Source organism: Sphingomonas natans, assembly GCF_030546695.1.
Taxonomy (GTDB): Bacteria; Pseudomonadota; Alphaproteobacteria; order Sphingomonadales; family Sphingomonadaceae; genus Sphingomonas_I; species Sphingomonas_I natans.
Map to the genome: position 1 here is coordinate 297,266 of NZ_JAUOTP010000002.1, position 13,786 is coordinate 311,051.

General features: G+C 67.7%; 15 protein-coding genes and 1 tRNA gene. 14 read left to right on the forward strand and 2 right to left on the reverse strand.

Going from position 1 to position 13,786, the window contains the following annotated elements; translation table 11 throughout:
- Positions 1-97 precede the first annotated feature (97 nt).
- Entirely contained in the window at positions 98-1,525 is a 1,428-nt protein-coding gene (locus Q4F19_RS05085; protein WP_303540431.1) for an FAD-binding oxidoreductase, read from the forward strand.
- A 106-nt stretch (positions 1,526-1,631) separates the two neighbouring features.
- On the forward strand, positions 1,632-2,396 hold the full coding sequence (locus Q4F19_RS05090; protein ID WP_303540433.1) for a SapC family protein: 765 nt from the start codon (positions 1,632-1,634) through the stop codon (positions 2,394-2,396).
- 172 nt (positions 2,397-2,568) lie between these two features.
- On the opposite strand, the gene Q4F19_RS05095 is transcribed toward Q4F19_RS05090, so the two are convergent.
- Positions 2,569-3,417 (reverse strand): N-formylglutamate amidohydrolase, encoded by an 849-nt coding sequence (locus Q4F19_RS05095; protein WP_303540435.1) that lies wholly within the window; start codon positions 3,415-3,417, stop codon positions 2,569-2,571.
- Between the two features lie 236 nt (positions 3,418-3,653).
- On the opposite strand from Q4F19_RS05095, the gene cpdR reads away from it, so the two are divergent.
- The 4 genes from cpdR to Q4F19_RS05115 all read left to right on the forward strand — a co-directional run bounded on the left by cpdR (position 3,654) and on the right by Q4F19_RS05115 (position 7,348).
- Complete coding sequence (cpdR, locus tag Q4F19_RS05100) at positions 3,654-4,028, forward strand: cell cycle two-component system response regulator CpdR (protein WP_171743880.1); 375 nt, start codon at positions 3,654-3,656, stop codon at positions 4,026-4,028.
- Positions 4,029-4,097: 69 nt separating this feature from the next.
- A tRNA-Val gene (locus Q4F19_RS05105) sits at positions 4,098-4,172 on the forward strand.
- 58 nt (positions 4,173-4,230) lie between these two features.
- The gene (locus Q4F19_RS05110) at positions 4,231-5,112 is read left to right on the forward strand and encodes an ROK family protein (protein ID WP_303540436.1); all 882 of its coding nucleotides are present in this window, start codon (positions 4,231-4,233) and stop codon (positions 5,110-5,112) included.
- 139 nt (positions 5,113-5,251) lie between these two features.
- Positions 5,252-7,348 (forward strand): histidine kinase dimerization/phosphoacceptor domain -containing protein, encoded by a 2,097-nt coding sequence (locus Q4F19_RS05115; RefSeq protein ID WP_303540997.1) that lies wholly within the window; start codon positions 5,252-5,254, stop codon positions 7,346-7,348.
- 18 nt (positions 7,349-7,366) lie between these two features.
- Here Q4F19_RS05115 and Q4F19_RS05120 read toward each other — a convergent pair whose 3' ends face one another.
- Entirely contained in the window at positions 7,367-7,879 is a 513-nt protein-coding gene (locus Q4F19_RS05120) for a biliverdin-producing heme oxygenase (protein ID WP_303540438.1), read from the reverse strand.
- 90 nt (positions 7,880-7,969) lie between these two features.
- Between Q4F19_RS05120 and Q4F19_RS05125 the strand changes: the two genes are divergently transcribed.
- The 8 genes from Q4F19_RS05125 to Q4F19_RS05160 all read left to right on the forward strand — a co-directional run bounded on the left by Q4F19_RS05125 (position 7,970) and on the right by Q4F19_RS05160 (position 13,760).
- Positions 7,970-8,230, forward strand: coding sequence for a hypothetical protein (locus Q4F19_RS05125; RefSeq protein ID WP_303540440.1), 261 nt, complete (start codon positions 7,970-7,972; stop codon positions 8,228-8,230).
- Positions 8,231-8,412: 182 nt separating this feature from the next.
- Positions 8,413-9,831, forward strand: a complete 1,419-nt coding sequence (locus Q4F19_RS05130) for an MATE family efflux transporter (protein ID WP_303540442.1) — start codon at positions 8,413-8,415, stop codon at positions 9,829-9,831.
- Positions 9,828-10,448, forward strand: coding sequence for a glutathione S-transferase family protein (locus tag Q4F19_RS05135; protein ID WP_303540444.1), 621 nt, complete (start codon positions 9,828-9,830; stop codon positions 10,446-10,448). Before Q4F19_RS05130 ends, Q4F19_RS05135 begins: the two co-directional genes overlap by 4 nt.
- Before the next feature lie 218 nt (positions 10,449-10,666).
- On the forward strand, positions 10,667-11,320 hold the full coding sequence (locus Q4F19_RS05140) for a DUF1013 domain-containing protein (protein ID WP_303540998.1): 654 nt from the start codon (positions 10,667-10,669) through the stop codon (positions 11,318-11,320).
- Between the two features lie 58 nt (positions 11,321-11,378).
- The gene (locus Q4F19_RS05145) at positions 11,379-11,624 is read left to right on the forward strand and encodes an exodeoxyribonuclease VII small subunit (protein ID WP_303540446.1); all 246 of its coding nucleotides are present in this window, start codon (positions 11,379-11,381) and stop codon (positions 11,622-11,624) included.
- A complete protein-coding gene (locus tag Q4F19_RS05150; RefSeq protein ID WP_303540448.1) occupies positions 11,614-12,534 on the forward strand; it encodes a polyprenyl synthetase family protein in 921 nt (306 codons plus the stop codon). Before Q4F19_RS05145 ends, Q4F19_RS05150 begins: the two co-directional genes overlap by 11 nt.
- Complete coding sequence (gene coaD, locus Q4F19_RS05155) at positions 12,534-13,016, forward strand: pantetheine-phosphate adenylyltransferase (protein WP_303540999.1); 483 nt, start codon at positions 12,534-12,536, stop codon at positions 13,014-13,016. The genes Q4F19_RS05150 and coaD overlap by 1 nt, the downstream gene beginning before the upstream one ends.
- 21 nt (positions 13,017-13,037) lie before the next feature.
- Positions 13,038-13,760, forward strand: coding sequence for a peptidylprolyl isomerase (locus Q4F19_RS05160; RefSeq protein WP_303540450.1), 723 nt, complete (start codon positions 13,038-13,040; stop codon positions 13,758-13,760).
- The last annotated feature ends 26 nt before the right edge of the window (positions 13,761-13,786 follow it).

A 13,786-nucleotide genomic window follows, 5' to 3' on the forward strand; every position in this document is an offset into this window, starting at 1 on the left:
ATTCGCTCACTCCCATGTCGCCACCGCGTTCCCCTCCGCTTGTTTAATCGCGGATGAACTGGCGGAAGCAAGCCGAGGACGGGTAAGGCACTGTGTTATGAGCGCCACGCCTTCCCCCGCCTTCCTCGATACTTTGGCCGACCTGCTCGGTCCGCGCGGCTTCACGACCGCCCCTGCGGACCTCGCGCCGTGGCTCACCGATTGGCGCGGCCGGATCACCGGCGCCGCGGCGGCGCTCCTGTCGCCCGCCGACGCCGCCGAGACGCAGGCTATCGTCCGGCTGGCCGCAGAGGCTGGCGTGCCGCTGGTGCCCCAGGGCGGCAATACGTCGATGGTCGCCGGCGCGACCCCCGATGCAAGCGGGCATGCGCTGATCGTCTCGACGCGGCGGATGCGCGCGATCCGTTCGCTTTCGCCGGACGATAATGTCGCGGTCGCCGAAGCCGGCGTGATCCTCGCCGATCTTCACGATGCGGCCGAAGCGCAAGGGCGACGCTTCCCCCTCAGCCTCGCCGCCAAGGGGTCGGCGACGATCGGCGGGCTCGTCTCGACCAATGCCGGCGGCACGCAGGTGCTGCGCTTCGGTACGATGCGCGCGCTTGTGCTGGGGATCGAGGCGGTTCTGCCCTCGGGCGGGCTGTTCGATGGCCTGTCTGCGCTGCGTAAGGACAATCGCGGCTACGATCTGCGCCAATTGCTGGCCGGCGCGGAAGGCACGCTCGGCATCGTCACCGCCGCTAGCCTCCGCCTCGTGCCCGCCGCCGCGGCGCGCTCAGTGGCATGGGTTGGGCTCGACGACACCGAAGCCGCGCTGACCTTGCTGCGCCGGATCGAAGCGCGCCTAGGCGATACGATCGAGAGTTTCGAGATCGTCCCCGCCGAGGCGCTCCGGCTCGTCCTCGCGCATGTCCACGGCACGCGCGCGCCGCTGGCCGGGGCGCATCCGTGGAATTTGCTGATCGAGGCGACCGCGCCGGAAGGCGCCGCCGATCCGCGCGACGCGCTCACGGCCGTGCTCGGCGATGCGATCGAGGCGGGCCTCGTCCAAGACGCGACCGTGGCCGCGAGCGAAGCGCAGGCGGATGCGCTGTGGAAGCTGCGCGAATCGGTCTCGGAGGCCGAGCGGGTCGACGGCGTCGCCGCCAAGCACGATGTCGCTTTGCCCGTCTCGGCGATGCCGCGCTTCCTCGTTGCCGGTGCGGATACGGTCGAGCGGCGCTTCCCGGGCGTCCGCGTCTTGGCCTTTGGCCATCTTGGCGACGGCAACGTCCATTTCAACGTGCGCGCGCCGCTCGGCGCGGACGACCGCGCCTGGCTCGCCGCCGAGGGCGCCGCGATCAGCGCTTTCGTCCACGATCTGGTCGGGGTCGAGGGCGGATCGCTCTCGGCCGAGCATGGCATCGGCCAGACCAAGCTCGCCGAATTCGTCCGCACCGCCTCGCCCGCCCGGCTCGGCGCGCTGCGCGCGATCAAGGCCGCGCTCGATCCGGCCGGCATCATGAATCCCGGCAAGCTGCTGCCCTGACGCCACACGTCCGGCTTGCCACTCTGTGAGGCACGCAATAGGAGCGCGGCGATCCTGTGGCGGCCTCGCCGCTCCACTTTACTGCCAAGTCCAGGAGTTCCCGATCATGGCGAGCGCGCCGCAAACCCAGAGCCTGCCCCTGTTCTACAATGATCTGATCCCGCTCTCGAGCGTCGATCATGCGTCGTACAAGGGCCGGGCGATGGAAAACCTCGCGGTGATGGCGAACACCCATGCCATGCCGCTGACGGTCGAGGAATTCATCGTCGCGCAGCGTCACCTGCCGATCGTCTTCAGCGCCGGCGAGGAGCCGTTGCCGCTCGCTCTGTTCGGCCTGAACGAGGGCGTGAACATGTTCATGGACGAGAATAACGATCTTCGGCCGGATGCCTATCTGCCGGCCTATATGCGCCGCTATCCGTTCATGCTGGTTCGCCTGCAGCCGGATCGCGAGGATCTCTCGCTCTGCTTCGATCCCACGTCCGGCCTGCTCGGCGACTTCGAGGAAGGCACGCCGCTCTTCGTCGACGGCCAGCCATCGGAAGAGACCAAGTCGACCCTCGCTTTCTGCGAGCAGTTCGAGATCGGCGTCCAGAAGACGGTCAATTTCATGGCCGAGCTGAAGGAATATGATCTGCTGATGGATGGCGAGATCACGATCGAGCAGCAGGGTGTCAGCCAGCCCTTCATCTATCGCGGCTTCCGGATGGTCGATGAGGCCAAGCTGCGCGATCTGCGCGGCGATCAGCTGCGCAAGATGATGCAGTCGGGCATGCTGCCGCTGGTGCACGCGCATCTCTTCTCGCTGCAGCACATGCCGACGCTGTTCCAGCGCCAGTTCGAGGCGGGCAAGGTTCAGGCGAACGGCTGAGGCCGGCGCGGCAGGCAAGGCAAAACCTTTCGACGGGCTTGAAACTTTCCCAGCCTGTCCTTAGTTATACCCTTGCCCACCGCGTTCCCCCTTTCGCGGTTGGGTATTAGCGCACTCCGGTGCGCTCCTCCCTGAACCTTGGCCACCCTGTGCGAAAGCACGGGGTGGTTTTTTATTCGGCAGCCTTCGCCTGGGTGATACCCGCCAGCGAATCGACGGCATCCCAGCACAGCTCGGTGAAGATCGCCGCGATCCCAGCCAACCGATCGGACGGCTCGCGCAGGCCCGTCTTGAGATAGAGGCTGCGATCGATCTCCACCTGGATCGCATGCACGCCTTCGCTGGGGCGGCCATGATGTTCGATCGTGAAGGCGCCGGCATAAGGTGCGTTGCGCGTCGTCGGCAATCCGTGGCGCAGGCCCGCGCCGACCGCCGCTTCGGACACGTTGAGCCCGGCGCTCGCGCCATGGCGATCCCCGATCACGATCCTCGCCGCCATGCGCCCCGGCCGGCCAAGCGACGGCATCGAATGGCAATCGACGAGCAAAGCAAAGCCGTGCCGCTGCCTTGCTGCCGCCAGCGCGTCCGCGATCGCGCGATGATAGGGCGTATGGAGCGCGGCGATGCGCGCGCCGATCTCGGCCTCGTCGGGGAAACGTCGCCACAGCGGACGCCCCGCGATCCGGCTCGGCACCAGGCCGAGGCCGGCGCGGGCGCGCGGCGAGGCGGCAGCCGCGTCCGGGTGGCCCGCGTCGGCCTCGCCCCGGTTGAGGTCGATCCACGCTCGCCCGTGCGTCGCGACGATCGCAACCGCGCCGGCCTCGACCGCCGGGCTCACCAGCCGGTCCGCGTAGCGATCCTCCAAGTCTTCCAGCGTCCGCCAGCCGACCGCGCGCGCCTCGCCGATCGCGCTGGGATAATGGCGGCCTGCATGCGGCACGGCGATCACCAGCGGGGTCTGCGCCGAAGCAGGGCCCAGCCGCAGAAAGGGCGGCGGTGCCGGTGGCTGGGAAAGCGTCATGATTCGGAAACGTTAACGGTTCGGCCGGCACGGGGGAACCGCTGGTTTGTCTGAGCCGTCGCCCCGTTTCCGGCCGCGCGATCGTTTCTTGCGATAATGCAGGCTTTTATCGCCACACCGCCCCGGTTCGGGCCCGTCTCGTCGCGAACGGGTCCGATCGGATGGACCGACTAGAATTTATCAACCATTCAAGGCATATTCGCCTGCGATCGCGCGACGATGGCAAAAGAGCTCCCATGATACGAATCCTGCTCGCAGAGGACGATGATTCGATGCGCGTCTATCTGGCGCGTGCGCTCGAACGCGTCGGCTATTCGGTCGTCGCGGTCGATCGCGGAACCGCGGCGCTGAAGGTTCTGGAGCATGAGAGCTTCGATCTGCTGCTCACCGATATCGTCATGCCCGAACTCGACGGAATCGAACTGGCGCAGCGTGCCGCCACGATCGATCCGGCAATGCGCGTCATGTTCATCACCGGCTTCGCGGCGGTCGCGCTGGAGGGCGGACAGATGCTGGAGCAGGCGAAAGTCCTCTCCAAGCCCTTCCATCTGCGCGATCTCGTCGGCGAGGTGGATCGCATGTTCGAGATCGGCAGCGCCGCCGACATCTGATCGTCGTTGACGAAATAGCGGCCGGCTCGGCTTGCGCCCCGCGAATCCCTCGGCTAGGGGCCGCGCAACGGGCGTGTAGCTCAGTGGTAGAGCACTGTGTTGACATCGCAGGGGTCGCAAGTTCAATCCTTGCCACGCCCACCAGTTTAAGGTCGCCAGGTCTCAGGATCTGGCGGCCTTTTTCTTTTGCGGGAGCTTTGCGATGACGGCGCTGGTCGGCGGGATCGAGGCAGGCGGCACCAAGTTCGTCGTCGGGATCGGCACGGCCGAGGGCGGATCGCGCGTCACCGCCCGCATCGCCACCACCGGTCCCGACGAGACGATCGCCGCCGCGCTCGCTTTCTTCCGCGAGCATGACGCCGCGCTCCCCGTCACGGCGATCGGCATCGCCGGCTTCGGCCCGCTCGATCTGGATCCCCGCTCGCCGACCTACGGCCATGTCCTGGCGACGCCGAAGCCGGGCTGGCCGGGCACGGACCTGCGCGGCCGGATCGCGGCCGGCGCCGGCGTCCCCGTCGGCATCGAGACCGACGTCAACGCTGCGGCCTTGGCAGAGGCGCGTGCAGCAGGCGACCTCGCCGATCTCGCTTACGTCACGGTCGGCACCGGCATCGGCGTCGGCCTCGTCGTCGCCGGTCGCCCCGTCCACGGCGCGGGTCATCCCGAACTCGGCCACGTCCGCCCCCGCCGGCATCCTGCTCACGAAGGCTTCGCCGGCATCTGCCCCTATCACGGCGATTGCCTCGAAGGGCTCGCCTCCGGCCCCGCGATCAAGGCGGCCTGGGGTGTCGCGCTCGACGCGCTGGCGAGCGACCATCCCGCGCATGGGGCGGTTGCCGATTATCTCGCCCAATTATGCGCGACGTTGCTGCTCGCGGTCGCGCCGGCGAAGATCGTGATCGGCGGCGGCGTGATGGGCGACGGCCACCTTCTGCCCGTGATCCGTGCGCGAACGAGCGCGCTCATCGCCGATTATCTGCCGCAGACCGGGCCGGATGCGCTTGAAACCCGGATCGCCGCCCCCGCCTGCCGCGAACCATCCGGCCTGATTGGCGCCTATCTCGTCGCGCAGGGCGTCCGATAAGGCTTTCGTCCCGTCGCTTTCCTGCCTAGGAGCAAAAGGCTGGGTGATCCGTACATGATCGTCCTCACGAGGAGATCGGACGCTGTCGTCGAAACCCAGCATCGAATCCCCCGCCTCGGTAGCGGGCGACGACCTCGACCTGACGGCCTGCGATCGCGAACCCATCCATGTCCCCGGTGCGATCCAGCCGCATGGGCTGATGCTGCTGGCCGATCGCGAGACGTTGCGCGTCGTCGGCGGCGCGGGCGACATCGAAGGGCGGCTGACACCGATCTGGCTCGATCGCCCGATCGAGGCCCTGCTCGCCCAGTCGCTCGATCGCTACAGCCTCGATGCGAACGATGCCGTCCCACTCGCCGTCGTCCCCGGTCGCAGCGAGACGTTCGATGCCTCGCTCCACATGTCGGGCGATCTGCTCGTCGTCGAGCTGGAGCCCGCGCCGACCGAGCCACGCACGGCCGTGGCCGCTTTGGCCGAACTCGATCGGACCGGCGCCCAGTTCGAGCGCGCGGCGGATCTCCAGGCTCTGTGCGAGCGCGCCGCCACGGCGTTCCGCCGGGTCACCGGCTTCGATCGGGTGATGATCTATCGCTTTCTGGACGATGGCGCGGGCAAGGTCTTGGCCGAGGATCGCGATCCCGCGCTCCATTCGTTCCTCAATCACCATTTCCCCGAAGGCGATATCCCCAAGCAGGCGCGCGCGCTCTACGTCCGCACGCCGGTCCGGGTCATTCCCGATATCGATTATGCGCCGATGCCGATCCGCCCGGCCGAGCTTGTCGACACCGATCTTAGCGGCGTCGGCTTGCGCAGCGTCTCGCCGATCCACCTTCAGTATATGCGCAACATGGGCGTTCGCGCCTCAGCCTCGATCTCGATCGTCAAGGACGGCCTGCTCTGGGGCCTCGTCGCCTGCCATCACAACAGCCCGCGCCGGCTGAGCTATGAGACGCGCGCCATCTGCCAGACGATGGCGGGCGAGCTCGCGCGCTTCATCCGCGCCAAGGAGGAGGCCGAGACGTTCCGCGAGCGCGTCCGCCTGCGCAGCGGCGAGGATGCGATTCTTGCGGGGATCGAGCCGCACCTTTCAGTCGACGCTTTCTTCGCCGAATATGGCGATGATCTGCGCCAGCTGCTCGGCGCGGACGGCTTTGCTGTGATTCAGAACCGCTCGCTCTCGACGAGCGGGCGCTGCCCGGGCGACGATGCGCTGCTCAGGCTCGGCGAATGGCTGCTGACGCGCACCGTTGCCGAGCCGTTCGTGACGCAGCGCCTCGCCAGCATCTTTCCTGCCGCCGCGGCCGATCGCGACATTGCCAGCGGCGTGCTCGCGGTGGCGCTGTCGGGCGACGCGCCGATGCTGCTCGTGTGGATTCGCGCCGAGGAGCCGACGATCGTCGAATGGGCGGGCAATCCGCACAAGGATGTCGAGAATGATCCGGCCGCGATCCTGACCCCGCGCACGTCGTTCGAGGCGTGGAGCGAGGAGGTGCGCGGCTGCGCGCGGCGCTGGACGCGCGGCGAGGTCGAGGCGGCCGGCCGGTTGCGGACCCAGCTGCTGGAACTGCGACAGAGCCGCCGCCTGCGCGAGCTCAATCGCGAGCTCACCGCGACGCTCGCCGAGAAGGACAGCCTGATCCAGCAGAAGGATCACCTGCTGCGCGAGGTGAATCATCGCGTCCAGAACAGCCTCCAGCTCGTCCAGTCGTTCCTCGCGCTCCAGGCGCGCGGCGGCGAGGAGACCAATCTCGCCGACACGCTCAACGAGGCGCAGCGCCGTATCTCCGCCGTCGCGCTCGTCCATCGGCGCCTCTACCAAGCCGATCATCTCGAATCGGTCGATCTGTCGCGCTATCTGGAAGAGCTGGTCGGTGAGATGCAGGCGGCGATGGGCGCGGAGTGGGCGCACCGCATCACGCTGAATCTCGCGCCTTTGCTGATCTCCGCCGATCGCGCCGTCCATGTCGGACTGATCCTGACCGAACTCGTCATCAATGCGAACAAATATGCTTATGCCGGCCAGCCCGGACCGATCGAGCTGACGCTCGAGCAATATCGCAACAGCTTCCGTCTGATCGTTGCTGATCAGGGTTCGGGCAAGGCGACGACGGGCGGGCGCCAGGGCTTCGGCACACGGATGATGACGGCGATGGTGTCGCGGCTCGGCGGGACGATCGAGCAGTTCGACAATCGTCCCGGGCTACGCGTGATCGTCAGCGCCCCGATCGACGAATGATCGCCGGCAGCTCGCGCTTCAGAGCGCGACCGCCGCACGGCGATAGAGATCGAAGGTCGCGCGCGCCGCGGTGACCGCCTCCGCGATCCAGGCGTCCCCGTCGGCGGCCTGGTCGAGCGCCCCCAGGAAACCGCGCCATTCGCCGGACTGATGCGTGTCGGCAAGATAGGCGGTCGGCAATCCTTCGCCGACGCGACGCGCCAGCATCCCGCCGCCGAGCCGCGAGCCTTCGATCACATAGGCCGCGCCGAACCCCGCCGCCGGCGTCGATCCGGGCGAAAAGCGCAAGGGCGCGGGGATATCGAGGCCGAGCGCGGCCAGATCGCTCTCGATCAGCGGCGTGCGCGGCCGCTGCGCCGGCAGCGCCGAGAAATCGGCCAACGCCCGCTCCACCGCCGGCAGCGCGCGCGCATGCGCGAGGAGGAAGCGCCCATAAGCGGCGCGGTCGCTGAAATCGACCTCGCCGAACGCCGCATCGACGCTTTCATGATCGGCAGCGGTCGCCGCACGCAATGTCTGGACAGCATTCATTTGCCCGGCATGCCTGCGCCCGCCGCCCTCGTCCAGCGCGGCCGCCCAACATGCTTCGACACGCCGGTCGCCCGGTGTAGAGCATTCCCCATGCAATTCGACGATCAGCTCCTGCGCTATTTCGGCACGACCGATCTTGCCGCCATCCCGTCCGAAGCGCTGGCGCCGGGCGCCGAGCGGATGCGCGTCGATCTCGGCATGGAGCGCGACAAGGGCCGCCGCTTCGCCTTGTGGGCTCTGCTCTTCATGCTCGGCGCCGCGCCCGATCTGGACATCGCCTTCCCCGATCCCGCGGATCGCGACGCAGCACGCGATTTCATGGATCTGGCCGACCGCGCCGATCCGGACTGAGCCTCAAGGCTGGAACGCGTAGACTGCACGCGGACCTGCGTTTCGATCGGCGCGCGCCGCAATATACGCCGCGGCGGGCGGCGGCACTGCCGCCGAGGCAAATCTTCGCTGCCCACGCTTCGTTCAACTTTTGTGGACGCTCGCGTCGTCATCCGCCAAGGGGATCGGCGAGGGAGCGGCACATGGCGGCGGGAACCGGCGCCAGGGCGCCACGCGATCTGACGACAGGGCCGATCACACGCACCCTTTTGCTATTTTCGCTGCCCACGCTCGGCGCGAATATCCTCCAGTCGCTCAACGGATCGATCAACACGGTCTGGGTGGGCCGCTTCCTGGGCGAGGCCGCGCTGGCCGCGACGAGCAACGCCAACATCATCATGTTCTTGATGTTCTCGCTCGGCTTCGGCTTCGGCATGGCCGCGACGATCCTGATGGGCCAGAGCATCGGCGCGCGCGACATCGTCGGCGCGCGCCGCGCGCTGGGCACCGGCGTCGGCATGTTCGCGATCATCTCGGTGCTGATCGCGATTGTCGGCTGGCTGTCGGCCGACGCGATCCTGCGCGTGCTGGCGACGCCGCCGGCCGCGCATGCGCTGGCGCTCGCTTATCTGCGCGTGATCTTCCTCGGCCTGCCGCCGATGTTTCTGATGCTGCTCTTCTCGATGGGGCTGCGCGCGATCGGCGATGCGATGACGCCGTTGCGCTTCATGATCCTGAATGTCGTGCTGGATGCGGGCCTCAATCCGGTGCTGATCCTCGGCCTCGGGCCCTTCCCCCGCATGGGGATCGCCGGCGCCGCGACGGCGACCTTGATCGCCAATTACGGGGCGCTGCTCGGGCTCGTCCTCTACATTTACGCCAAGGACATCGCGATCCGTCTGAAGGGCCCCGAACTGCGCTTCCTCCTGCCCGATCCGGCGCTGCTCCGGATCATCGTCACGAAGGGCCTGCCGATGGCGCTGCAGATGCTCGTTATGACCTTGTCCGGCCTCGTCATGATCGGCCTGATCAACCGTGAGGGCGTGGACGTCGCCGCCGCTTATGGCGTCGCCCAATTGCTGTGGACCTATGTCCAGATGCCCGCGATGGCGATCGGCGCTGCCGTCTCGGCGATGGCCGCGCAGAATATCGGCGCGGGCGCGTGGCACCGGATCGATCGCATCACGCGATCGGGCATCCTCGTCAATCTTGCGCTGACGGGCAGCATCGTCGCCTTGCTGCTTCTGTTCGACAAGCCGGCGCTCTCACTGTTCCTGGGCAGCAACAGCCCCGCCATCCCGATCGCCCGGCACATCCAGTTCCTCGCCAGCTGGAGCTTCATCATCTTCGGGGTGACGATGGTTCTGTTCTCGGCGGTGCGCGCGAACGGCGCGGTGATCGCCCCGCTGCTGATCCTGGCGGCGGGCGTCTTCGGCGCGCGGCTGGCCTTTGCCTGGGCGTTCCTGCCATTCGGGCAGGATATATTGTGGTGGAGCTTCCCGGTCGGCTCCAGCGTCACGGTGGTGCTGGCGCTGCTTTATTATCGCTTCGGCGATTGGCGGAAGCCGGGCCTCGTCGCCCGCACCGTCCACGCCGAGGTCGTTGCGGAGGGCGTGGCATGAGCGAGAGACTTCAGCTTCACGAATATTCGCCGTCGGGCAATTGCTACAAGATCCGGCTCACCGCCGCCCTGCTCGGGATCCCTCTCGAGCGGCACGAATATGATATCCTGAAGAGCGAGACGCGGACGCCTGCCTTTCTAACCGAGGTCAACGCCAACGGCCGCATTCCCGTCATCCAGATCGGCGATCGCTTCCTGCCCGAAAGCAATGCCGCCTGCGCCTGGCTGGCGCATGGCAGCCGCTTGATCCCGAGCGACCGGTTCGATCAGGCCGACATGCTGCGCTGGATGTTCTTCGAACAATATAATCACGAGCCCAATGTCGCGACACTGCGCTTCTGGCTCGCCATGATTGGCGAAGCGGCGCTTTCCGATTCCCAGCGCACGCAGATCCCCATCAAGCGCGCAGGCGGGGAGGCGGCGCTCGGGCTGATGGACGAGCATCTGACGGACCGCGCCTTCTTCGTCGGTGAGAGTTTGACGCTCGCCGACATCGCGCTCTACGCCTACACGCATGTTGCGGGCGAAGGCGGCTTCGATCTCGGCGCGTATCCGGCAATCGGTCGGTGGCTGGCGAGGGTCGCGGCAGAGCCTGGCTATCTCGCGATCACCGCCTGACCGTCAGCACCGCAGCCCGGAAAAAACGGATCGCCGTCGCTCGCGACTCGCGTTTGCACGCGTGGCGATGGGCGGCTCCTGGGCGATCTGCTTCCGGCGGCGATGCCTAACACTTGCTTGCGAGCCCCGCGCCATCTACACCTGACGCCATGCCGAGGCCGCTCCGTTGGGGCGGCCCTTTCTTTATCTGGAGGATGCCGCTCGTGGCTCAGCCGCTCATGCCCCACGCGACCGCCTCGTGGCTGGTCGACAATACGTCCCTCAGCTTTCAGCAGATCGCCGAATTCTGCGGGCTCCACATCCTGGAAATCCAGGCCATCGCCGATGACATGGCTGCGACCAAGCTGACCGGCCGCGATCCGCTGCGCGCGCACGAGCTGACGCAGGACGAGATCGACAAGGGCCAGAAGGATCCGAACTACAAGCTTCAGATCCTCAAAGGTCCGGATCAGCAGCGCCGCACCAAGGGCCCGCGCTACACGCCGGTCTCCAAGCGCCAGGATAAGCCGGACGGCATCGCCTGGATCATCCGCAACCACCCTGAGGTGTCCGATGGCCAGATCTCGCTGCTGATCGGCACCACCCGCACCACGATCGCCGCGATCCGCGACCGCAGCCACTGGAACATCGCCAACATCACGCCGAAGGATCCGGTGACGCTCGGCCTGACCACCCAGCGCGATCTGGACACGACCATCGCCAAGGCGGCGAAGGCCGCCGGCATGGAAGCCCCGGTCGATACCCGCCTGGAGGGCGATCGCGAGGCTTTGATCGAACAGCTCCGCAACGAGCGCGACAATGTCCATAACGGCGTCGTCGCGAACGAGCCGGTGCTGTCCGACGTCGATGCGCTTTTCGGTAAGCGGAGCTGAGGCCCGTCCCTGATCGCTTGACCCTCGCGCGGCGTCTCGCCAATACCCGGCCGGCCCGATGACCGACACCGCCGCCATCGCCGACCTTTCCTTCGAGGATGCGCTCAAGCGCCTCGAGGCGATCGTGCATCGCCTGGAGAGCGGCGAGGCCAGCCTCGAGGAATCGATCGCGCTCTACACCGAAGGCGCAGCGCTCCGCGCCAAGTGCGAGGAGCGGCTGCAGTCCGCGCAGGCGCGGATCGAGAAGATCACGCTCGGCCCCGACGGCGCGCCGCGCGGCACCGTCGCCTTCGATGCCGGCTGAGGCCGGCATGGGCGCGGTGGTTCCGCTCGGCCTGAAGGCCGCCCTCGACGAGATCGCGGCCGAAGTCGATCGCGGCTTCGATCGGCTGCTCCCCGTCCCGAACGATCCGCGTCGCAATCTCTACGAAGCGATGCGCCACGCCGCGATCGGCGGCGGCAAGCGGATGCGCCCGCTCCTCGTTCGAGCCGCGGCCGACCTCTTCAAGGTCGATCCCATTTGCTCGGGCCGCGTTGGCCTCGCGATCGAATGCGTCCACGTCTACAGCTTGATCCACGACGACATGCCCTGCATGGACGATGACGATCTGCGCCGTGGCCGCCCGACCGTCCACCGTGCCTTCGACGAGGCGACCGCCGTCCTCGCCGGCGATTCGCTCCACGCGCTCGCTTTCGAGATCCTCGCCGAACCCGAAACGCATCCCGATCCCTTCATCCGTGCCGAACTCGTCACCGAACTGGGCCGCGCGAGCGGGCCGGCGGGCATGGCGGGCGGGCAGATGATGGACCTCGTCGCCGAGACCGAGACCTTCGATCTCCCGACCGTCACCCGCCTCCAGCAGCTGAAGACCGGCGCGCTGATCGCTTTCAGCCTCGAGGCCGGCGCGATTCTCGGCCATGTCCCGCCCGAGGGGCGCCGCGCGCTGCGCGGCTATGCGCGCGACATCGGCCTCGCCTTCCAGATCGCCGACGATCTGCTGGATGTCGAAGGCCAGGAGGAACTGACCGGCAAGGCGGTCGGCAAGGACGCCGTCGCCGGCAAGGCGACCTTCGTCTCGCTGCTCGGCGTCGAGCGCGCCAAGGCGCAGGCGGCGATGCTGGTGGAGCAGGCGATCGGTCATCTCGCGAGCTTCGGGCCCGAGGCCGATCTGCTGCGCGCCATCGCCCGCTACGTCGTCGAGCGCGACCGGTGATCCGCACCGCCGTCTATCCGGGCACCTTCGATCCCCCGACGCTCGGCCACATGGACATCATCGGCCGCGTCGCGGGCATGTTCGACCGGCTCGTCGTCGGCGTTTTCACCAATGCCGCCAAGTCGCCGCTGTTCACGATCGAGGAGCGGCTGGCGATCATGGAGCGCGAGACCAGCGGCCTCGGCGGCCGGATCGAGGTCTGCTCGGCGCAGGGGCTCCTTGTCGATTTCGCGGCGTCCGTCGGCGCGGTCGCGATCGTGCGCGGCCTGCGCAACGCGGCCGACTTCGATTATGAGGCGCAGATGGCCGGGATCAACGGCCAGCTCGCGCCCGACATCGAGACGATCTTCCTGGTCGCCGAACCCCGGCTCCAGCCCATCTCCTCGACGCTCGTCAAGGAGATCGCCCGCGGCGGCGGCAGCATCGCCGCCTTCGTCACCCCCGCCGTCGCCGCCGAGACCAATGCTCGGCTGGGCCATTGACGCTCTGAAGAGGTCTTTCGCATGCGCTTGTTCCTGAAATGCGCCGCCGGCTTCCTGGCGTTCCTCGCCGCCGCGCCGTCTCTGGCGCAGGCGACGGGTCCGTCGGGGCTCGCCGAGCCCAAGGCGCCGCCCACGACCGGCACCTTCGCCGCGCCCCCCGCCGCCGATCCGGCCAACATCCTCAACATTCAGCTTTCGACTGGCGGGACCGTCTCGATCCTGCTCCGGCCGGACAAGGCCCCGCTCGCGGTCGAACGCCTGAAGGTGCTCGCAGCGCGCCATTTCTACGACGGGTTGACCTTCCACCGCGTGATCGACGGTTTCATGGCGCAGGGCGGCGATCCCAAGGGCACGGGCGAGGGCGGCTCCGACCTTCCCGATCTGAAGGCCGAGTTCAACGATCTGCCGCACGTGCGCGGCGTGATGGCGATGGCACGCGCCGGCGCGCCCGACAGTGCCAACAGCCAATTCTATCTGATGCTCTCGCCCAATCTCGGGCTCGACCTCAAATATACGATCGTCGGCCGCATCTTCCGTGGCATGCCCTATGTCGATCAGATCGCGAAGGGCGAGCCGCCCGCCAATCCGACGCGGATGGTCCGCTTCTGGTTCGGCGATCCGCCCGCGGATTCGGCCACGCCGCCGGTCGCCACCGCGCCGGCTGCGGATCTCGCGACCAAGCTCGGCCTGCCGACAACCCTCCCGAGCAAGCCTGCCGCCGCGAAGGCGCCAGCGAAGCAGTGAGGACGGCCTCGCGCAGGCGCTGAACG

What these genes read in the sequence shown, in the direction of transcription:
- Q4F19_RS05085 (WP_303540431.1), top strand. Translation starts at nt 98, where the DNA reads ATGAGCGCCACGCCTTCCCCCGCCTTCCTCGATACTTTGGCCGACCTG.
- Q4F19_RS05090 (WP_303540433.1), top strand. Translation starts at nt 1,632, where the DNA reads ATGGCGAGCGCGCCGCAAACCCAGAGCCTGCCCCTGTTCTACAATGAT.
- Q4F19_RS05095 (WP_303540435.1), bottom strand. Translation starts at nt 3,417, where the DNA reads ATGACGCTTTCCCAGCCACCGGCACCGCCGCCCTTTCTGCGGCTGGGC.
- cpdR (WP_171743880.1), top strand. Translation starts at nt 3,654, where the DNA reads ATGATACGAATCCTGCTCGCAGAGGACGATGATTCGATGCGCGTCTAT.
- Q4F19_RS05110 (WP_303540436.1), top strand. Translation starts at nt 4,231, where the DNA reads ATGACGGCGCTGGTCGGCGGGATCGAGGCAGGCGGCACCAAGTTCGTC.
- Q4F19_RS05120 (WP_303540438.1), bottom strand. Translation starts at nt 7,879, where the DNA reads ATGAATGCTGTCCAGACATTGCGTGCGGCGACCGCTGCCGATCATGAA.
- Q4F19_RS05125 (WP_303540440.1), top strand. Translation starts at nt 7,970, where the DNA reads ATGCAATTCGACGATCAGCTCCTGCGCTATTTCGGCACGACCGATCTT.
- Q4F19_RS05130 (WP_303540442.1), top strand. Translation starts at nt 8,413, where the DNA reads ATGGCGGCGGGAACCGGCGCCAGGGCGCCACGCGATCTGACGACAGGG.
- Q4F19_RS05135 (WP_303540444.1), top strand. Translation starts at nt 9,828, where the DNA reads ATGAGCGAGAGACTTCAGCTTCACGAATATTCGCCGTCGGGCAATTGC.
- Q4F19_RS05140 (WP_303540998.1), top strand. Translation starts at nt 10,667, where the DNA reads ATGCCCCACGCGACCGCCTCGTGGCTGGTCGACAATACGTCCCTCAGC.
- Q4F19_RS05145 (WP_303540446.1), top strand. Translation starts at nt 11,379, where the DNA reads ATGACCGACACCGCCGCCATCGCCGACCTTTCCTTCGAGGATGCGCTC.
- Q4F19_RS05150 (WP_303540448.1), top strand. Translation starts at nt 11,614, where the DNA reads ATGCCGGCTGAGGCCGGCATGGGCGCGGTGGTTCCGCTCGGCCTGAAG.
- Q4F19_RS05160 (WP_303540450.1), top strand. Translation starts at nt 13,038, where the DNA reads ATGCGCTTGTTCCTGAAATGCGCCGCCGGCTTCCTGGCGTTCCTCGCC.